Annotated in this window: 13 protein-coding genes; 12 read left to right on the forward strand and 1 reads right to left on the reverse strand. The window is 53.4% G+C overall.

Annotation, left to right across the window (positions count from 1 at the left end; all coding sequences use genetic code 11):
* The first annotated feature begins 182 nt into the window (after positions 1-182).
* The 3 genes from licT to R70723_RS08515 all read left to right on the forward strand — a co-directional run bounded on the left by licT (position 183) and on the right by R70723_RS08515 (position 5,008).
* Positions 183-1,016 (forward strand): BglG family transcription antiterminator LicT, encoded by an 834-nt coding sequence (gene licT / locus R70723_RS08505; RefSeq protein WP_039871363.1) that lies wholly within the window; start codon positions 183-185, stop codon positions 1,014-1,016.
* Positions 1,017-1,132: 116 nt separating this feature from the next.
* Positions 1,133-3,040: a beta-glucoside-specific PTS transporter subunit IIABC gene (locus tag R70723_RS08510; RefSeq protein ID WP_039871366.1), complete on the forward strand. Its 1,908-nt coding sequence runs from the start codon at positions 1,133-1,135 to the stop codon at positions 3,038-3,040.
* A gap of 495 nt (positions 3,041-3,535) precedes the next feature.
* Positions 3,536-5,008: a glycoside hydrolase family 1 protein gene (locus tag R70723_RS08515; protein ID WP_039878447.1), complete on the forward strand. Its 1,473-nt coding sequence runs from the start codon at positions 3,536-3,538 to the stop codon at positions 5,006-5,008.
* 564 nt (positions 5,009-5,572) lie between these two features.
* Here the strand turns inward: R70723_RS08515 and R70723_RS08520 are convergent.
* The gene (locus R70723_RS08520; RefSeq protein WP_039871368.1) at positions 5,573-7,567 is read right to left on the reverse strand and encodes a beta-galactosidase; all 1,995 of its coding nucleotides are present in this window, start codon (positions 7,565-7,567) and stop codon (positions 5,573-5,575) included.
* A 240-nt stretch (positions 7,568-7,807) separates the two neighbouring features.
* Between R70723_RS08520 and R70723_RS08525 the strand changes: the two genes are divergently transcribed.
* The 9 genes from R70723_RS08525 to R70723_RS08565 all read left to right on the forward strand — a co-directional run bounded on the left by R70723_RS08525 (position 7,808) and on the right by R70723_RS08565 (position 21,496).
* Positions 7,808-8,776 (forward strand): ABC transporter permease, encoded by a 969-nt coding sequence (locus R70723_RS08525; RefSeq protein WP_039871370.1) that lies wholly within the window; start codon positions 7,808-7,810, stop codon positions 8,774-8,776.
* Between the two features lie 16 nt (positions 8,777-8,792).
* On the forward strand, positions 8,793-9,680 hold the full coding sequence (locus R70723_RS08530; RefSeq protein ID WP_039871373.1) for a carbohydrate ABC transporter permease: 888 nt from the start codon (positions 8,793-8,795) through the stop codon (positions 9,678-9,680).
* A gap of 33 nt (positions 9,681-9,713) precedes the next feature.
* Positions 9,714-11,342: an extracellular solute-binding protein gene (locus R70723_RS08535; protein WP_039871374.1), complete on the forward strand. Its 1,629-nt coding sequence runs from the start codon at positions 9,714-9,716 to the stop codon at positions 11,340-11,342.
* 102 nt (positions 11,343-11,444) lie between these two features.
* Positions 11,445-13,802, forward strand: a complete 2,358-nt coding sequence (locus tag R70723_RS08540) for a helix-turn-helix domain-containing protein (RefSeq protein WP_047171071.1) — start codon at positions 11,445-11,447, stop codon at positions 13,800-13,802.
* Positions 13,803-13,861: 59 nt separating this feature from the next.
* Positions 13,862-16,624: an exo-rhamnogalacturonan lyase family protein gene (locus R70723_RS08545; RefSeq protein WP_047171361.1), complete on the forward strand. Its 2,763-nt coding sequence runs from the start codon at positions 13,862-13,864 to the stop codon at positions 16,622-16,624.
* Positions 16,621-17,316, forward strand: a complete 696-nt coding sequence (locus R70723_RS33345) for a DUF1961 family protein (protein ID WP_039871377.1) — start codon at positions 16,621-16,623, stop codon at positions 17,314-17,316. Before R70723_RS08545 ends, R70723_RS33345 begins: the two co-directional genes overlap by 4 nt.
* A gap of 400 nt (positions 17,317-17,716) precedes the next feature.
* Entirely contained in the window at positions 17,717-18,517 is an 801-nt protein-coding gene (locus R70723_RS08555) for a polysaccharide deacetylase family protein (protein ID WP_039871378.1), read from the forward strand.
* A 159-nt stretch (positions 18,518-18,676) separates the two neighbouring features.
* Positions 18,677-19,873 carry a hypothetical protein gene (locus R70723_RS08560; protein WP_231574909.1) on the forward strand — a complete coding sequence of 399 codons (1,197 nt, stop codon included), beginning with the start codon at positions 18,677-18,679 and terminating at the stop codon, positions 19,871-19,873.
* 237 nt (positions 19,874-20,110) lie between these two features.
* A complete protein-coding gene (locus R70723_RS08565; protein ID WP_039871379.1) occupies positions 20,111-21,496 on the forward strand; it encodes an MATE family efflux transporter in 1,386 nt (461 codons plus the stop codon).
* Positions 21,497-21,554 lie beyond the last annotated feature (58 nt).

Below are 21,554 nucleotides of genomic sequence, written 5' to 3' on the forward strand. Positions count from 1 at the left end.
TTTGTCTGGTTAAAATTAGGTTGCAGATTTTTTTAAGGGTGGTTGACACCGTTTTCAGCTTGTGTTAAATTGTTTCCGAGGCTTGTTACCGGTAATGCGGGCAAAACCACAGTGGAAATGATTCTGTCATGTCCATTGTTGTTTTGCCCTTTTTTGATTCCTCAAACACAGGTGGGTTTACAGTGATCATCAAACAAATTTTTAACAACAACATCGTCAGTACGCTTGATGACAAGAACCAGGAGCTGCTTATCCTCGGCCGGGGTATCGGTTTCCAGTTCCGTGCAGGCGACACGATCGATGAAGGGCGGATTGAAAAAATCTTCCGTCTGCAGGATGCCTCCATCTACGAGCGCTTCAAAGCGATTGTGACCGAGGTGCCGATCGAAATTTTGCAGGTGACAGATGATATTGTCAGTCTGGCGCGCATGCAGTTGAATAAGCAGATCAGTGACGGGATTTATGTATCCCTGTCAGATCATATTAACTTTGCTGTACAGCGGATGGCGCGGGACCAGATTGTCCGTAACCCGTTGTCGTGGGAGGTGCAGCACTTCTATAAGGCTGAGTATGATGTGGCCAAGGAAGCGCTGACGATTCTCAGGGAGCGGCTGGGGATAGATTTTCCGAAAGATGAGATTTGCAATATTGCGCTTCATTTCATAAATGCTGAAGTCAATGATTCGATGAACGATGTGACGCATCTGATGCAATTGCTGCAGGAGATTATGAACATCATCAAATATCATTTCAGTGTGGATCTGGATGAGGACAGCGTCAACTATTTCAGATTCATTACGCATCTCAAATATTTCTGCCAGCGGGTAATCACGCATTCCAGTCATGATGACACGGAGGAATATTTGTACGAGGTTGTCCGCAAGAATTACCCGGAGACGTTCAAGTGTATCATCAAGATCGAAACGTTTATTCTCAAAAACTATGATTATGTCATGACGCATTCCGAGCAGCTCTATCTGACGCTGCATCTGGAGCGGCTGATGAAAAGTAAATAACAAGGGCTTGTTACTGTTCAATCAGGCAAAACCCGGATGAGGCACGGCACGCGCGGGGGCGCGGAGTCGGTGTGTTCGTTCGGGTTTTTTAGTTGCCAAAAATAGGGGGAAGTAAGATGAAGCATCAGGAAACGGCACAGCAAATCGTCCAGTCCGTGGGCGGGGTGGACAATGTCAACTCGGTGTACCACTGTGTAACCCGGCTGCGTTTTGAGCTTAAAGACAACAGCAAGGCCGATCAGGCTGCGCTCAAAAAGCTGGATATGGTCATGGGCACCAACATCTCAGGCGAGCAGTTCCAGGTTATTATCGGTAATGACGTGCCTAAGGTCTACGATGAGATGGTAAAAGCTTACCCGGCGCTTAAGCAAAGCGGCGAGGGCAGCAAAAAAGAGGATGGAAAGAAGCAGAACGTCATCCTGAAGATTTTTGAAACGATCGCAGGCGTATTTGCGCCAATGCTGCCGGCTATTACAGCTGCAGGTATTCTCAAGGGGCTGCTGGCCCTGTTTGTAACGCTGGAATGGCTGACAACCGGAACGGATACGTACCGGATTCTCTCCGCCATCGGTGACGGTGTGTTCTACTTCCTGCCGATTCTGATTGCCTTCAGTGCAGCCCGGAAATTCGGCAGCAATCCGTTTATTGCGGTTGGAGTAAGTGCGGCATTGATGTATCCGGATATGGGCGCGTTATTGTCGAGTGGTAATCCGGTTGCTTTTCTAAACATTCCGGTTACAGCTGTATCCTATGCCTCATCGGTTATTCCGATCCTGCTGGCTGTATGGCTGCTCTCTTATGTTGAAAAGACAGTGGACCGTTTCATCACGCCATCGCTGAAATTACTGCTAGTTCCGTTAATTTCGCTGCTTATTATGGTTCCTGTAACGCTGATTGCAATCGGACCGCTGGGAACCTTTATCGGCGACGGCCTGTCCGGCGGCATCAACTGGCTGCTCAATGAAGGCGGGCTGATCTCCGGTATCGTCCTCGGGGGCGCAATGGCCCTGATCATTATGACGGGTATGCACTACGCGCTGGTTCCGGTTATCATCAGCAATCTGGCTACGCTTGGCTTCGACAAATTCCTGCCGCTGACCTACATTTCCAATATGGGACAGGCTGGCGCAACACTGGGTGTATTCTTCCGGGCAAAAGATAAAAAGCTGAAATCTGTAGCGCTATCCACCAGCTTCACCGCGCTTATGGGTGTTACTGAGCCGGCAATGTACGGTGTGAATATGAAATACAAAAAGCCGTTCATCGCGGCGATGATCGGTAGCGCGGCAGGGGGCGGCTTCGCGCTGGCTTTTGGAGCCAAGGCATACGCACTTGCCGGTAACGGTGGTATTCCGGGTCTTCCGGGACTGGTGGGCCAGACGTTCTGGTACGCTTTTGGCGGGATGGTTATTGCCTTTGTAGTCGGCGCTGTCGTTACAGTGCTGCTTGGATTCCAGGAAGAGGCGGATGATGCTGAACAGATTTCAGGCAATATTGCGGCTAAACCTGCTAATGAAGCACCGCAGGCTGCCTCACCGGCAGTGGTTGAAGTAGAAGCGGCTTCTGCATCTGCAGACAGCACAGCATATGCACCTATGACAGGTAAAGCGATTCCTTTAAAAGAGGTCAATGATCCTACCTTTGGTGATGAGCTGATGGGCAAGGGGATTGCCTTTGTGCCGACAGTAGGTGAGCTGGTATCTCCAGTTAGCGGTACGGTAATGAACGTGTTCAAAACCAAACATGCGATGGTCATCCGTGATGCGAACGGCATGGAACTGCTGATCCACGTCGGCATCAACACCGTTAAGCTGCGCGGGCAGTTCTTTGAAGCCCATGTGCAGACCGGTGACCAGGTACAGGCAGGCGACAAGCTGCTGACCTTCGATCTGGAGCAGATCGCCCAGAATTATGATATTACTACCGCGATGGTTGTTACAAACACCGCAGACTACAAGCAGATTCTGCCGATTAAGCTGGGTCCGGTTGGGTTTGGTGAGCCGGTGGTGCGGGCGGAGCTGTAGGTTGGACGTTAAGCCATGCTGGGTGAAGTCTCAAGACTGGACAGTAGACGACATGAATCCGTACCTAATTCGGGAATTTCCCGGGCAATTAGATCAATTTTGTAGTACTAACCAGGAATGTATTAGAGGCGCAGCAGATACAGAGCAGTTTTTGTAAAAAATATTATATAGATTGATCTTGAAAACCTAAATTAAGGGAAAAGTGGCGGAGGAGAATTTTGGAACTGGAGGAGCGGAGCGTCCGCCTTTGTGTTTGGATTTCTACTGCGCTCAGCGGTTTTAATCAGGAAATCCAAACATAACAGCGGCTGGAAGTCCAAATATTCCTGGAGTCACGGCCAATTCCTAAACGGAAAATTCACCAGTTCTATCTATTTAGTAGCAGTTAAATCCAAACATCTGCAGACAACAGCGGCCGGAATCCAAATTACTCTGGAGCCACGGCCAATCCTAAAATTTACACTTTACAGTTCAATCTATATAAAAACCAAGGAGATGGGCACATTGAGCATACAGCAAGGGTTTCCGGAAGGTTTTTTGTGGGGCGGCGCAATCGCGGCCAATCAGGCGGAAGGTGCATTTGATGCGGACGGCAAAGGGCTGTCCACCGCAGATATGGTGCCTTATTTTAAGAAAAAGGATTATACCAATCTGAAAGAGCTGATGCATGTCACCAGTGAATCTATTCAGCGGGGGATGCAGCACACTACGGCTGAGGGGTATCCGAAGCGCTACGGGATTGATTTTTACCACCGTTATAAGGAGGATATCGCTCTATTCGGCGAGCTGGGCTTTAAGGTGTTCCGGATGTCGATTAACTGGGCGCGTATTTTCCCTAATGGGGATGATGCCGAGCCGAACGAAAAAGGGCTGCAGTTCTATGACGATATGTTCGACGAGATGCATAAATACGGGATTGAGCCGCTGGTTACCATGTCCCACTATGAAATGCCGATGTCGCTGGTGCTGAACTATGGCGGCTGGAGAAACCGCAAGGTGATTGGGTTTTATGAAAAGTATGCAGAGACAGTGATGACCCGGTACAAGAATAAGGTTAAATACTGGCTTACTTTTAATGAGATCAACACTACCGTCATTGAACCGTTCACCGGCGGCGGCGTGGTTGAAGATACAGTCGATAATATCCGTGAAGCGTCTTACCAGGCGCTGCATCACCAGTTCGTGGCCAGCAGTATGGCAACGAAAAAGGGCCGCGAGATCAATCCGGAATTCCGCATTGGCTGCATGCTGGCGCGCATGATTCACTATCCGGCAACCAGCAGCCCAGAGGATGTACATCAGGCGCAGGTGGACAACCAGCTTAATCTGCTGCATACCGATGTGCAGGCGCGGGGCAGCTATCCTCCGTTTGTGAAGCGGTATTTTGCCGAAAATAACATCAATCTCGTTGTTGAGCCGGGAGACGAGCAGCTGCTGCGTGAGCACACAGTAGACTTCATCTCCTTCAGCTACTACACTTCACTTATCTCGACAGTAGCCCCGGAGAAATACGGCGTTACTGGCGGCAATCTGTTCAGCACAGTGAAAAACCCGAACCTGCAGGTAACCGAGTGGGGCTGGCAGCTTGATCCGATCGGCCTGCGTATCGTGCTCAAAGAACTGTACGACCGTTATCAGCTTCCGCTGTTCGTCGTGGAGAATGGTCTCGGGGCAAAAGATAAGGTGGAGGAAGACGGTTCAATCAACGATGACTACCGGATCGACTATCTGCGCAAGCACATTACACAAGTAAAAGAAGCTGTTCTGGACGGCGTTGACGTGATGGGTTACACCAGTTGGGGAGCGATTGATATCATCAGTGCCTCAACCTCCGAAATGTCCAAGCGTTACGGTGTGATCTACGTGGATCAGGACGATGAGGGCAATGGTACACTGAACCGGTTCAAAAAGAAAAGCTTCTACTGGTACCAGAAGGCGATTGCTTCGAATGGTGCGGATTTGGATTAAGATTGGACAATGTGATGCGGCAGAGCTTTGCAGCGGTAGAATTGTTGCGGGGTTATTGTGGAGTAATGAAGAGCTAATGAAGAGCTAATGAAGAGCTAATGAAGAGCTAATGAAGAGCTAATGAAGAGCTAATGAAGAGCTATTGCTTATCCACGCACAGCCTGTTATTATGACAAGCACTGCTAAGTGTGAGGTTTAGTTGCAGTTTGTGCAATTAAAAACGGTAAATTGCTGCCGCCGCGCGATATAAGTGTAATCTGTGCAGCTATTTTTGCCCATATTGGCCTAAGAGGGGTTAAGCGGACATTTTAATTGTATGAAATACACTTATATGTGTTTTTCGTGGAAAAACCGCTGTTTTAGTTGTACGGAGTGCAGCTATGTAGAAGAAGATTAGTTAGTTGGCGGGAATGATCGACAGGGTGCTTCTAACCAGGTTAAGTGGGAATCCGCTATCTAAAACCAGTAACTTCAAATAGTCAAAAAGCAGTATGCAGCGGAATCAATTCCGGCGGCATACTGCTTTTTTGTTGCCTGGTTAGGTCCGCGGTGCAAAGCCGCGCTTTATTCCTCCAGCGCAATGAGCCGGTATTCATACGGCTCAAGTGCCAGCGGGCCGGCTGGCACAGCCCGGCTGGCAAGCACATCCTGCCCGCTGCGCGGCAGGATCACAGTGCCCCCGAGACCGTCCATGTTCACGACGGTCCACAGCTCGCCCGCGTCCCCGCGCCGCGGGCACACCACAGTGCCGGCAGTGACATCGCTGCGCAGTGTCACGCCGGCCCGGCCGGCATAATGCCCGATCAGCGCCTGCAGCAGCTGATCGCCGTCCCCGCCGGCCGGCAGCGAGCCGAGCATTACGATGGCCCCCCGGCCATACGGCTGCTCGGTCACAAAGGCAAGGCCCGGCGTCCGGCCCTCCGTGATCTCACCGATCACGGAAGCTCCGCCGGGCAGCGGCTCAAACACCGCGCTCCATAAGGACAGCGGCGCGGACAAGCCAAAGGCCTGCCCGATGCTGCCGGTCCCCTCCATCGGGTAGACGTATTTGGTATGCACGCCTGCATACCGCTCAAGCTCACCCAGCGCAGCATCCGTATGAAGCGTATGCTCTGCTGTGCGTCCGCCGCTCAGCGGGCCGGCGATCCAGATGCCGCCAGCCTCCGCGAATGCCAGTGCTCTCCGCAAATACTCAGGTGACAGATAATGCACAAAGGGGGTGAACAGCAGCTTGTAGCCGGTGAGCTCGCCGCCTTCCGGTACCAGATCGCGGTGGATGCCCATGTCTACAATCCGCTTATAGAAATCTCCGAACAGCGAGCGGTAATTCAGCTTCCGGTGCGGCTCAGTAGCCAGATAAGCCTTGGCCCGGTCCGAATAGGTGATGGCAACCTCGGCCTGCACCGGCCGGGTAGCCAGCATATGCGGCTCGATTGCCATACGTGCTGCTGAAGCGGCCCGTACATTATCGTAGCCGAGCGCGGGGTCACCCCATGCGCTAAGAATCGAGCTGTGTGTCTGCTCGCTGCCCGAGCGCTGCTGCCGCCACAGCCAGTAGCAGAAAGCCCCGGCTCCAAGCGCATACGCGGACACTGCTTCGGCTGTAAGGTAGCCGTCCGGATGCGGCTGTCCGTAATTTGCCAGGGAGCCGGCGTGGGCCGGGCTTGTCTCAAGCAGCCAGAAATCACGGCCCGGCTTGAAATTACGCCATAGATCACAGTTCAGCAGATAGGCATGCCGGTTGGCCTGGGAGGCATAGGTGTCATAGGAAGCGAAATTCAGCTCCTTGAACAGCTGCTCATTATCCACATGAAAGGCAACGCTGCTGTTGTGGGTGATGGGCGCATCTGAATAGCGGCGCAGAATACTTGCCTGTTCAGAGGCAAATTCAGCGATCTTTTCCATCTGGAACAGCCGGTACATCGTAACGAGCGAGGAGTTATGCAGGAACGGAGTGGCCACGGGCTGTGTCACCTGCCCAAAGGACTGATAGGTATGGCTCCAAACAGCGGTTCCCCAAGCCTCGTTCAGCCTGTCAATGCTGCCGTAGCGCTGCTCGAGCCACTCCTGCCACAGCACCCGGCAGGTTCCGCACATGCATTCGGCTACATGTGCTTTGAACTCATTATCCAGCTGCCAGGCAATAAGGCCGGGCAGCTTACCGAGTTCCCTGGCTAAATGTTCAGCGATAATGGCTGCCCGCTGCCGGAAATACGGATTATTGGTACAGATATGCTGTCTGGACCCGTGGCCCATTACCGCCCCGTCTGCCCTGACGAACAGCCGCTCGGGATGCCCGTGCGTCAGCCATATAGGCGGCGTTGCGGTCGGTGTACACATAATGGTATCAATGCCTTGGTCATGCAGCAGCCGGACATGCTGTGCAAACGGGCGGATATCAATAACATCCTCCTCAGGCTCCAGCTCCGACCAGATGAACTCGCCCATGCGGACCAGGTTGATCCCGGTTTCCTTCATAAGCCGAAGATCCTGCTGCCGCTCCGTTTCTCCCCACAGCTCGGGATACCAAGCTGCGCCGTAATACAGTTTTTGCTTCACTGTGCGTACCTCCTGGTGATTATAATGAAAGCTTTTAATCTTCCGGCATCATAGTTGCCGCCTGTCAGGCCGGCAATAGTAAAGTTTTGCCGGCTTTGCACTTTATTGAAGCGTGCTGTACCAAGCCGGATGCAGTGCAATCCAAAAAGTATGATTGCCGGAAAAATGTAACAGGGACATAATGGGAACCGCAGCCCAAGAGAATAGACAAGGCTGCATATCCTATCGGAGGTGAATGTAATGAAACAAGGAGCGGCGATGGGAACAGCGGAGATTCATACTGGCAGCGCCTACCGCAGTAAGCGGGAGCTGATCTTCAAACGTCTGAAGCGCGATAAATGGCTCTACATCCTGCTAACCCCGGGACTCCTGTATTTTCTGCTGTTTAAATATGTGCCGATGTGGGGGATTCTCCTCGCATTCAAGGATTTCCAGCCTTTCCTGGGCTTCATGAAAAGCGAATGGGTCGGACTTGAGCATTTCCGCACATTTTTCCAGAATCCGGACTTTTTCATGCTGCTGCGTAACACACTTGTATTGTCACTGCTGAATCTGGTGTTCTTTTTCCCGGCACCGATTATACTGGCACTGCTATTAAATGAAATACGGCTGTCCTTCTATAAACGGACGATTCAAACGCTGATTTATGTGCCGCATTTCATATCAATGGTAATCGTCGCCAGTATATCATATGTGTTTCTGACCACTCAGGGCGGAGCAGTCAATGAATTCCTGTATACGTATACAGGCAGCAAAATCGACTTCCTCGCCGACCCTAACTGGTTCCGGCCGATGATCATCCTCCAGACGATCTGGAAGGAATGCGGATGGGGAACAATTATCTTCCTTGCAGCTCTGGCCGGTGTCGATGTAGAGCAGTATGAAGCTGCTGTTATGGACGGGGCAAGCCGCTGGCGGCAGATCTGGCATATTACACTGCCGGCGATCCGCAGCACCATTGTTATTCTGCTGATTCTGCGGATGGGAACCATTCTGGACAACGGGTTCGAGCAGATCTATCTGATGATGAATGCGCTCAACCGTGAGGTTGCTGAAGTCTTTGATACATATGTATATGCGCTGGGGATTACCCAGGGGGCATTCAGCTACAGTACGGCTGTCGGACTGTTCAAATCGGTAATCGGGGTTGTACTGGTGCTCGGCACCAACTGGCTCGCCAAGAAATTCGGCGAATCGGGACTTTACTAAGAGGGAGGCTGTTTGCGTGGTTAAGAAGCAATATCGGAGCACAGGTGAGATCACCTTTGACATCTTCAATTATATTATCCTAGGCATTATCGGAATCGCCGCCATCCTGCCGTTTCTGTTCGTAGTCGCCGGTTCGTTCGCAACGGAGGCGGAGATTACAAAGCGTGCGGTCTTCCTGATTCCTACAACGATCTCGTTTGATGCCTATAAATTTATCTTTTCAACGGATACAATTGTACGAAGCATCGGGGTGTCATTGTATGTAACGGTTATCGGGACAATTGTCAATTTGTTCTTCACCGTGACGATGGCATATCCGATGGCCAAACGCTATCTGATGGGCCGCAATCTGATCCTCAATATGGTTATTTTCACCATGCTGTTCGGGGGAGGCATGATCCCCACTTACCTGGTCATCCGTGATCTCCAGCTGCTGGATACCTTAAATGCCCTGATTTTGCCGGGGGCAATCAGCGCGTTCAACTTGATTATCGTTAAAAACTTCTTCCAGGAGCTTCCGGTGGAAATGGAGGAGGCGGCACGGATTGACGGCTGCAGCGAGCTTGGCCTGCTGTGGAAAATCGTGCTTCCGCTCTCAAAGCCGGTGCTGGCGACCTTTACGCTCTTTTACGCGGTAGGACACTGGAATAACTTCTTCTCGGCGCTGCTCTATATCAATGATCCGTCCAAGTGGCCGCTGCAGGTCATGCTGCGCCAGATCGTTATGCTGTCCCAGTCGGCAGCCGGCGACCTCAGCCTGATGGATCCGAATTTTGTCCAGCCGCCTGAGCAGTCGATCAAAATGGCCGTAATCGTGGTCGGTACACTTCCGATTATGTGTGTCTACCCGTTTCTGCAAAAGCACTTCGCCAAAGGGGTGATGCTCGGTTCAGTCAAAGGTTAATCTGTTATGCTAACATATAAAGGGAGGCCAATCATGAAAACTCTAAGTTCAGCAGGAAAGAAATCCATTAAATTCAAAAAGCGGTTGTTTACGCTACTGTCAACTATTATGATTGTAAGTGTGATGTCAGGCTGCGGAGGCAATAACGCAAATAATGCAGCAGGGACAAACGGGGCTGCAGGCAATGAAGGGGCTGCCGGGGCTACTGCGGGAACGGAAACAGCGAAGCCGCTGGATCTGACGCTGATGCTGCCGATTTTTAAAACCAACTATCCAAAGGACGACAGCCCGGTTGCAGCCAAGCTGGAAGAGCTGACGAATACCAATATCCATTTCGAATGGGTACCGAATGCTTCGTATACCGATAAATTCAACATTACGCTTGCCTCAGGCAAGCTGCCCGATATTATTTATGTAGGCGATGTTAAGGCTTCGAGCTTTGTCAATGCGGCAAGATCCGGTGCTTTCTGGGAGGTTGGACCCTACCTTAAGGATTATCCTAACCTGAGCAAAGCTAACCCGGTCATTCTGAACAACTCGGCCATTGACGGCAAAAACTACGGAATTTACAGAGGCCGGGCACTGGGCCGCAACGGTGTAGTATTCCGCAAAGACTGGCTGGATAAGCTGGGCCTTGAGACTCCGCAGACGGTGGATGAGTTCTACAATATGCTGAAAGCGTTTAAAGAGCAGGATCCGGACGGTAACGGCAAGGATGACACCTACGGCATGGTTATGGTAAAGTGGACCGGCGGCTGGGCCAGCGGCTTTGATGCGATCAAGCTGTGGTTCGGATCTCCAAACAGATGGGGCGTCCAGGATGGCAAGCTTGTACCTGAGCATGAATATCCGGAGTACGTGGAAGCGCTTAAATTTATGAAAAAGCTGTACGATGAGCAGCTGGTCAACTCCGACTTCGCGGTTATGGACAGCTCTAAGTGGACTGATCCGGTTGTTAACAACCAGGCAGGCGTTATTGTCGATGTTGTCGACACTGCGGCACGTATTGACGATAAGATTCACGCTGCATTACAGAAGGACGGCAAGGATGAGCCAGACCGTCACTACATGGATGTTATTGGCGGCGTTAAGGGAGCCGACGGACAACTGCATACACTCCCGACTTCAGGCTTCGCCGGTATGCTGGCTATCCCGAAATCCTCTGTCAAAACTGAGGATGAGCTGAAGCGGGTGCTGGCTTTCCTGGACAAGGTGAATGATGCGGAGCTGCAAACGCTGACAGGATTCGGAATTGAGGGCGTTCACTACAACCTCGTGGATGGTTTTGTAGAACGTTCAACTGATACTGTTCTGCTGGAATCTGAAGTAGAAGGCCTCAATCAGATGGTTCCTTATATCCCGGATGAGAATGCAAAAGCTGCTAAGCAGGTTAAGCAAACGGAGCTGCGGAATAAGCAGACAGAGCTGCAAAAACAAAATGAAGCAACCATCGTGGTTAACCCGGCTGAAGCACTGATCTCTACTGTTTATACACAAAAAGGCTCACAGCTTGATAATGTTATCAATGATGCGCGCATCAAGTTTATTGTCGGACAAATTGACGAAGCCGGACTGAAATCAGCCTTTGATGTATGGCGGAAGACAGGCGGAGACGAGCTGGTAACAGAAATGAACGAATTGTACGCAAAATTGGGTAAATAGCATCCGGCCCCGCTCCATGCACCGGCCGGAATAGCCCCATTAATGCCGCAAGGCTGCAATGCTAAACTATGAATTCGGCTGGTGATACACATGGAGAATAGAATGACAGAAAAGCGGAAGGGCTTATTACGGGGATGGAAGGGGCGCAAGGGACGTTATTACCGCAATAATCTGATTATTGTGCTGATCGTCTCATCCATTCCCGGCCTGATCATAGGATCGCTTGTATACTGGATGGCGGGCGGAAGCCTGGAGGATGAGCTGCTCGAAATGCATAACCGGCAGATCGAGCAGCGTGCCGCCAATATTGATGACCAGCTGTCCAATCTGGAGCTGATGCTGGCTCATTGGGCTTTTGACCCCAAGTTTGACTATAGCCTTAAGGGTATGGATTTTACAAAGAATCATGAGCGGGCTTGGGATATTACCAAGACGCTTTTGGTTATGCAGGGCTCCAATTCCATGGCGCGTCAGGTGGAGCTGTTTCTTACGGGCGACCAGCCGGTGCTATTCGGTACGGAGTATGGCACGGTCACGTCCTCCGGGGCGGCAGTTTATGAAGAGCTGATGAAAACGGAGCAAAGCACCTATTGGACAGAGACTGCCTTTGACCCGGCGAAGCCCCAGTCTAAGGAAATGACTCTTGTTCACCATATTCCCGGCGGCAGCCTTCAGCCGTTCGGGGTATTGCTGCTGAGGATGGATACACAAAAGGTTGCGGACATGCTGCGGACAATGACTCCGTATAACAGCGGAGAAGTGTATATGCTGCAGAAATCAGGCGGCCTGTTCATCTCCGGAAGCGGCATCGACGAAGCCCCGACACCGTTTGTCGGTGCGCTGCAGGGGGCTATAGAAGCAAGAGGCAGCGGTGACAGCACCTCCTTCCTGTATGACTGGAACGGAGCTACCTATGCGGTGACCTATGGCGATTTCTCCCGGATTTCCAGGGAATGGGTTTATGTATCCGCTTCACCGATATCAAGTATAACCTCCCCGGTGGTGGAGCTTTCCAGAACCATTATTACAGTCAGCCTGAGCGCACTGCTGCTCGCGGCTGTCCTGTCCTGGATTGCCTCCCGCCGGATCTATTCTCCTTTCCGCCGCCTTCTGAAGACGCTGCTCCCTGAGCACGAGGTCTCTGAAGACCGGGAGGATGAGGTGACGCTGATTGAGCGGCACTGGCAGAATCTGCACGGGCAGCAGAATGCCCTGCAATATACCCTTTCGGAGCAGCTGCCGCATGTGCAGCGCAGCTTCCTCCACCAGCTGTTTCAGGGCTATCTCTATGCCTTTTCCGAGCAGGAGCTGCTAGGCCGGATGAAGCAGTACAAATGGGAAGTGGATAATTGCGTCTTTGTGGTGCTGTACATTCAGCTGACAGGGATATCCAGTCTGGAGGGTAAGTTCCGCAGCGGGGATGAGAGTCTGGTGTCCTTTGCGGCGGTGAACATTATCGAAGAGCTGGCTGCCGGGCATTTTGAGCATGCTGAGACGGTCAACCTGCATAATCTGACGGCGGGAATCCTGCTGATTGAACCGGGCCAAGGCCCGGAGCCGGCCCGGGTACAGGCGTTTGGAGAAGTGCTGGCTGCAACCATCAACCGGATGCTTAAGCTGCAGGCTACTGTAGCATATAGCTCGCCTATTGATCATATCTCAAGTATTCCGCGCTCCTTTGAAGCGGTGAAGCAGGCAGCGAACCACCGCAGATACGGGGGCGGAAACCAGGTAGTCAGCCTGGAGCAACTGGAGCGGGAAGGAGAGGGCGCACATATGCCGCAATATTCGTTCGCTCTGGAACGCGGACTGATTCAGGCGCTGCGCACCGGCGAGGCGGAGGAGGCAGACCGGCTGCTGGAGGAATTCCTCACTACGCTATCCGCTGACGGAGCGAAGGTTATCGATGTGCAGCAGGGAATGCTGCATTTGCTCGGTGCAGTACAGCATGCGGTGCTGGAAGCGGGGATAGCCCCGAACCAGCTGTTCAAGGGCCGTAATCTTTATGCCGGACTGTCGCAGATTCATGAGCCGGGGATGATCCTGCCCTGGTTCCGCAATCACGTGGTCTCTCCTTTCCTGAAGGAGCTGTCAGAGCGTTCAGATGCCGGTATCCGGCGGACGATTGATCAGGCCATGCTGTACATTCAGGAGCATTATATGGACAATATTTCTCTGGACAGCTGTGCGGATTATACGGGCACCAGCCCGTTCCTGCTCAGCAAATCTTTTAAACGGGTGACAGGACAGAACTTTATCGACTATTTAACAGCGCTGCGGATTGAAAAAGCCAAAGAGCTGCTGCGTGACACGGATCTGAAAATGAACGATGTTGCGCTGCAGGTCGGCTATCAGCAGAGCTATTTTAACCGGATATTCAAAAAACAGGAGGACATCACACCGACACGCTACCGTGAGCTTAGCCGGCATGAAGGGGAGAAGGGCACCGGAAGCCGGTAAGCCTGGGGTTTTAACGTGGGCAGCAGGGTTTGATTGCCTGGGTGATGTCCCAAAAGGAGATGACAGCCTTGTCTTCAGCCTTGCCGATCCGCTTACACTGGCTGAACCAGCCCGCCGCGGCTGCGGGAGTTACGTGGGGAGTTCCCTGGACCAAAGGAGAGCTGAACCGCGACGGGCTCTCTGCACTATATCTTGGCAGCCCGGACGGTAATTCCCGTCTGCCGCTGCAAAGCCGTCCGGCCGCCTATTGGCCGGACGGTACTATTAAGTGGTCATTTCATTCTGCGGTCTGTCCGGAAGGCAGTGCAGAAGGGTATACACTGGAACGTTATGCAGAGCCGGAAGCCCTCCAGTATACGGCAAAGGTATCCGTCCGTGAGACGGAGGAAGCTTACATTGTGGATACCGGCATCATTTTGTGCACTGTGGGCAAGCAGGGTGCGGGGCCAATCTCGCAGATAATGCGCCGGATGCCGGAGCAGGCAGGAAGTAAGCATGTGAATCGTGGATATTCCGGCGATTCGAAGGGTGTTAATGCAGCGGAAGGACTTCAGGATACAGCTGCGGGTTCAAGGCCGCTGGCCTACAGCTTAGAAGAGCAGGAGTACCTTGCCGGGCAGCTGGTATGCAGCGGGAGCGGGCTGGTCTGCCTCCGTGAGCAGCGTGACACGCTGAGCGGTGAGCTGACACTGCGTCAGGAACGTTTCACCGGCGTTACTAAGCAGGCAGTGCTGGAGGAATCAGGGCCGCTGCGCGCCGTGATCCGTCTGGACGGCAGGCACCGCAGCCGGAACGGGGCCGGGGAATGGCTTCCCTACACGCTGCGGCTGTATTTTTACGCCGGTCTTGAGTCCATCCGGCTCGTGCATACCTTTCATTATGACGGTAACCCGCAGGAGGATTTCATCAAGGGACTGGGTATCGAATTCAAGGTGCCGCTGAGCGGGCCGCTGTATAATCGGCATATCCGGTTCGCCGGCAGTGAAGGCCTCTTCAGTGAATCACCGAAGACGCTCCATACCCGCAGAACCAAAGGCAAATATGCGGAGCTGTTCGCTGCCCAGCTGGAAGGCCGCACTCTGCAGTTTGACCCGGAGGAGGATGCTTATTTTACCGGACTGCTGCGGGATTCGGCAGTATGGGACAGCTTCCGGCTTGTCCAGGATTCCTCGGAGCATTTTGCCGTCCATAAACGGACCGGACCAGACTGTGTCTGGATCAAGGGAGCCGAGGGACGGCGTGCCGGAGGGCTGGGCTATGTCGGCTCAGAGGGCGGCGGCCTGGCCGTCGGACTGAAGGATTTTTGGCAGAAGCACCCTTCGGGGCTTGAGCTGAGCGGTGCTTCCGGCGATGAAGCGGTGCTTGCCGTCTGGTTCTGGTCACCGGAGGCACCGGCAATGGATCTGCGCCACTATGATACCAAGACCCATGTGGAGTCCTCCTATGAAGGTGCAGAGGAGCTGCGGGCTACCCCGTACGGCATTGCCAACACCAATGAGCTGACCCTGTGGTGTACATCGGGGACACCGGATTCCGCCGGTCTGCAGCGGATACAGCAGGAGGCGGAGAATCCTCCGCTGCTCGTCTGTGAGCCGGAGTACTATCACCGCAGCCGGGCATTCGGGCTATGGAGTCTTCCTGACCGGAGCACACCCGCCAAGGCTTATCTGGAGGAGCGGCTGGACGGGATTATCTCCTTTTACCAGACAGAGGTTGAACAGCGGAAATGGTACGGCCTCTGGGATTACGGCGATTTCATGCACAGCTATGATCCGGTGCGTCATGTCTGGAACTACGATTTGGGCGGCTGCGCCTGGCAGAATGCAGAGCTGGTGCCGAATATGTGGCTGTGGGTGAGCTTTTTGCGGACCGGCCGTGCAGATATTTTCCGGATGGCAGAGGCAATGACCCGGCATACCAGCGAGGTGGACGTTTATCATTTCGGGGAGTATGTAGGCCTCGGCTCACGGCACAATGTCGTGCACTGGGGCTGCGGCTGCAAGGAAGCGCGGATCGCAATGGCCGGACTGCACCGTTATTACTATTATCTTACCGGTGATGAGCGGACCGGCGACATCATGGACAGTGTGAAGGATGCTGACTATACGACTGTAACACTGGACCCGATGCGGGCTTATTTTCCCAAGGATGAATTTCCGACACATGCCAGGGTTGGCCCGGATTGGGCGGCGTTCAGCTCTAACTGGATGACAAGGTGGGAACGTTACGAAGAAACGGCTTACCGCGACAAAATACTGACGGGTATAGACTGCATCAAGGCAGCTAATCTGCGGCTGATTTCCGGTCCAACCTACGGCTATGATCCCAAAACCGGCATCCTCAGCCCGATGGGCGATGACAACTGGGGACGGCATCTGGCAATCTGCATGGGCGGGCCGCAGGTATGGTTCGAGCTCGCCCTGATGCTGGAGGACCCGGTGTGGGAGGATATGCTGGCAGAATTCGGCGTCTTCTACAACCTGCCACAGGAGGAAAAGGATGCTTATGCGGGAGGGGCAATTACAGGCAAGCTGCGGTTTGAGCACCCTGTACTGAGTGTCGCTATTGCTGCTTACGGGGCATGGTACAAGGATGACCGGGCAACGGCTGACCGCTGCTGGAGCATCCTGCTGGAGAATCCTTTCGGGGCCGTCAATCTGCAGGAAGAGCAGACGCTGGTTACTTACCTGGAAGAGCTGAATGAAATCGGCTGGATGAATACGAACGAAGCCTCCCAATGGTCGCTCAATACGATTATTGCGCTGGAGCTGATTGCAGAGGCTCTGCCGGAGCGGGATTCCGTGAAGGGGGTAAAAGAATGACAGCTCAGCAGAACGCGGCGCTGATCCCGGAGCAGTGGCGGGAGATATACCGCAATACGCTGGCGGGCCCGGAGCAGACGGCCGGCTTCCGGCTGGAGGGGGACGGTGCCGTAACCTTTCCGATGGGCCGGCTGCGGCTGGAGAGCACCCGGGATGCTTCGGAGGGGCAGAAGGCGAATGTTGTGTTCTGGTGTCCGGAGGTGTTTCCGGCGGATGTGGCAGTGGCGTGGAAATTCCGGCCGCTGCGCGAGCCTGGACTGGCCATTCTGTTCTTCGCTGCCGCCGGTGCCGGGGGGAAAGACCTGTTCGACCCGTCGCTGCCCGCACGTACAGGGGAATATGACCAGTATCATCATGGGGAGATGAACGCTTTTCACATCTCGTATTTCCGGCGGATGTGGGAGGAGGAGCGCTCCTTTCACACCTGCAACCTGCGCAAGAGCTACGGCTTCCATCTGGTCGCGCAGGGGGCTGATCCGCTGCCGGATGTGGCCGATATGACTGCTGCCTATGAGCTGCTGGTGGTTAAGCGGGGGTCTACAGTAACCTTTGCAATTAACGGGCTTCAGCTGCTGCATTGGACCGATGACGGCTCGTCCTATGGTCCGCTGCTGGCCGGCGGCCGGATCGGCTTCCGCCAGATGGCACCGCTGATTGCAGAGTACAGTGATCTGGTTGTGTACGCGCCATGAGAGGCAAAAGTGCCTTTGATTTCGGCGGAAGCGGCCAAATGGGCGAAATGAAAGGCAGAAGTGCCCTTGATTTCGGCGGAAGCGGCTAAATTTGCGAAATGAGAGGCAAAAGTGCCTTTGAATTCGGCGGATGCGGCCAAAAGCGCGAAATGAAAGGCATAAATGCCTCTGAATTCGGCGGTTGCGGCCAAATGGGCGAAATGAGAGGCAAAAGTGCCTTTGAATTCGGCGGATGTAGCTAAATTGGTGAAATGAGAGGCAAAAATGCCTTTGATTTCGGCGGAAGCGGCCAAAAGCGCGAAATGAAAGGCATAAATGCCTCTGAATTCGGCAGATGCAGCCAAATGGGCGCTATTTTACATGAGTTACAACTATTTATATTCAAGGAGGCGAAACAGCAATGCCTGGAGTGTATTACTGCTATCCGCAAGGCCGGCACAAGGCGCTGACAATGAGCTATGACGACGGCAGACGGGCGGATGAGCGGCTGGTTGGCCTGTTTAACAAATATGGGATTAAAGGAACCTTCCACTTGAATTCCGGTCTGCTGGGTGAAGGCGACCGGATTACGGCAGAGGAGGTGCCTCATCTGTATAAGGGCCATGAAGTCAGCGCCCATACGCGGCGGCATCCGACGATGGCCCGCTGTCCGCAGGAATATATCGTCGAAGAGATTATAGAGGACCGCAAGGTGCTGGAGGCGCTGCTCCGCCAGCCGGTCCGCGGGATGTCATACCCGAACGGATCGTATACGGCCGAGATCAAAAAGCTGCTGCCGCATCTTGGCATCGAGTATGCCCGGACCGTGCAGAGCACCGGCGGCTTCGGCCTGCCGGAGGATTGGCTGGAATGGCCGGCGACCTGCCATCACAACAGGAATCTGCTTGAGCACGGGGAGAATTTTATCGCCCTGCACAAACGGCAGTACCTGTATCTGATGTATGTGTGGGGCCACAGCTATGAGTTCGACAACGACAATAACTGGGAGCTGATGGAGCAATTCTGCGCCATGGCCGGCGGACGGGATGACATCTGGTACGCTACTAATCTGGAGTTTGTCCAATATATGAAGGCCAGCCGGAGTCTGATTTTTTCGGCCAGCCGGGATTTTGTATACAATCCGAACGCTGCCGCAGTCTGGCTGGAGGTTGACGGTCAAATCGTTGAAGTGCCGGGCGGGCAGACGGTGGACTTGGGTTAATTGAAGCAGGCTGGAAGAGACCGCTCGCACCTGCCGCAGGCGGGGCAAACGGATGGGAGACAAGGAGGCGCTACTGTGGATAACACTAACCAAACTAACAAACAAGCCTTGCACCGGCTGGCCGGGATCGATATTTCGGCCGCCGGTCCAAGATGCAAAATGCTGATCGGGGATCTGGACGGGGACGGCAGGGCAGAGCTGCTGCTGGTTCAGCCGGATAACCGCCAGGATGTACGATATATTCCGCATCAGGTGCAGTGCCTGACCGCTTTTGATCTGGACGGCCGGCTGCTGTGGCAGACCGGGAAGCCGGATGAGGGCGCCGGCAGCCAGGGCTCGGATTATCCGGCCCAGATCTATGATATTGACGGTGACGGTGCCCTTGAGGTGCTGTGTGTCATGGATGACAGGCTGCAGATTCTGGAAGGGTCAACGGGAAAAGTTAAGGCAGTGCATGAGCTTCCGTCCGCTGAAGCGCATGACTGCATTATTATTGCCAACCTGAGCGGTAATGACCACCCTTCTGACATTATCCTCAAGGACCGTTACCACCGGCTGTGGGCATTGGACAAAAACCTGCAGCTGCTGTGGACCCATGAAGGCAACGTAGGCCATTATCCGTGGGTATACGATCTTGACGGTGACGGGCGTGATGAGGTTATGGCCGGCTATGATCTGCTGGATGCAGACGGTAAGCTGCTGTGGAGCTGTAAAGACCTGGATGATCACGCGGATTGCCTGTGGGTCGGTGATGTGAACGGCGACGGGCTTCCGGAGCTTGTGGTCGGAGGCAGTGTTACGGTAATGTACGACCGGGACGGGAAGGAGCTATGGCGTTACGAGGGCTCTATCGAATCCCAGCATCTGGCGCTGGGACGCTTCTGTCCTGAGCTGCCGGGACTGCAGATTGCCGGACTTGACCGTATGGTCCGCGAGGATGACGGCAAGGGCCTCAAGGGAAAGGACGCCATGTTCCTGCTGGATCAGAACGGCCGGGAGCTCTGGAAAGAGGAGCGTACAACGGCCGGCTGGCTGACGATTGTGGATGCAGTCAGCAGCTTCTGGAAAAACGCGCCTGATTACATTGTGGCGTACCGGCGCGGTGAAGGCGTGCTGCCAGCCCTTTATGACGGTAAAATGAACATGGTTGCACAGTTTGATGAGCAGGGCTACGCCGTGCACGGGGATCTGCTGGGAAGCGGTACGGAGCAGGTCATCATTTATACAGATGAGCTGGCGGCTGTCTATGCCGGAGAGCCTCTCTCACTGGAGCCGGCACAGCCTGGCCGGCCGCTGCCGCAGCCTAAGCGGCTGTACAGCTCTACACTGTATCCTGGCGGGGAAGTTGCGCTATAAAAACTGTACTCTATTAACATTTATAGAATGCGCAGCACGATTTACGCTGCTTTAACCCAAATTACCCGTAAGGCATTAGCCTGCGGGTTATTTTTATTATCGGGTTTTTAAGCAGTCACGGCTAATCCCGGAATGTATAGTTTGCCCCTTTTAACAGACGAAAGAGCAATTTTATAGTAAACTGGAAGGAATGTATTTCGAGCACTCCAATCCTACAGAAAAGAATGTGATATCGTTATGCAGCTTCAGGCTCAAATCCGCAGTAAAAAATGGCTGGAAAAATACCTGTCCGGTGAAGGAATGGATTACCGGCAAATTATCGCTTTGTTTCTTCCGATATTGATTGACCAGGCCTTTATTATCGGGCTTAATCTGGTAAATACGGCGATGATCAGCTCGTCCGGGATGGCGGCTGTCAGCGCAGTGAATATGGTCGATTCGCTGAATATTTTTCTGATCAACGTATTCGTGGCCATTGCGACGGGCGGAACCGTGGTGGTTGCACAGTATAAAGGCAGCGGAAATGACCGGATGGTCTCACAGGCTACAGCCGGTTCAGTCACTTCGGTGTCGCTGATCGCCGTGGGCATCGGTCTTCTGCTCATGGCGTTCCATTCACCTATATTGAATCTTTTATTCGGGTCAGCCTCTGCAGAGGTGCTGGACAATGCCCGGGTCTATATGATCGGCAGCAGCATCTCCTATCTCGGGATTGCGGTGGTTCAGGCAGTCTGCGGGGCGCTGCGCGGTGTCGGCCGGACACGGGCTTCCCTGATCCTGTCGCTTATCATGAACCTTTTGTATGTAATTCTGAACATTGTTTTCATTAATTTTCTGCATATGGGTGTGCTGGGCATGACGCTGGCGGTTAACATCGCGCGGTATACCGGCATGATCTGTGCTCTAGTGTACCTGTTCAAGGTTGACACTGTGCTGCGTGTACGTGTTCGCGACCTGTTCCATATTCGGGTTAGCATGCTGCGCAAAATTATGTTCATCGGCGTACCGTTTGCCGCGGAGCAGATGTTCTTTAACGGCGGGAAGCTGCTGACCCAGATCTTCATTGTCAGCCTGGGCACGTATGCTATCGCAACCAATGCCATCGCCGGCTCATTAGCTATGGTGTTCCAGATTCCGGCCAGTGCGCTGTCGCTGACCATTGTGACGGTAGTCGGCCAAAGCATCGGGAGAGGGAATATCGCTGATGCCAGAAAGTTCATCAAATCCTTCCTCTGGATCGGTTCCGGCTCTCTGGCCCTGATTGCGCTGATCCTAATGCCGTTGTTCCATCCGCTGGTGTCGATATTTTCGCCGCCTCCGGAAATTATCGATGATTTATTTATAGTGCTGCTGGTCAATGCCATTGCCCAGGTTCCGCTGTGGGCGGTCAGCTTTATTTTGCCGTCGGCACTGCGGGCAGCAGGGGATTCAAGGTTCACCTCCATTACTTCAATGCTGACAATGTGGCTGTTCCGGGTGGTTTTCGGCTACATTCTGGGAATTATGCTCGGCTTCGGTGTGCTTGGCGTCTGGATCGCGATGAACAGCGAGTGGGCTGTGCGCGGGGCGGTATTTCTATGGCGATTTAAAGGTAAGAAATGGTTTGCACACAAGCTGATTTAACATGTTAAAACGGATTCATTTCCTGTATTGGATATAATAGTTTTATCCGCTCCGAGAG

This window comes from Paenibacillus sp. FSL R7-0273 (assembly GCF_000758625.1).
Classification (GTDB): domain Bacteria; phylum Bacillota; class Bacilli; order Paenibacillales; family Paenibacillaceae; genus Paenibacillus_AQ.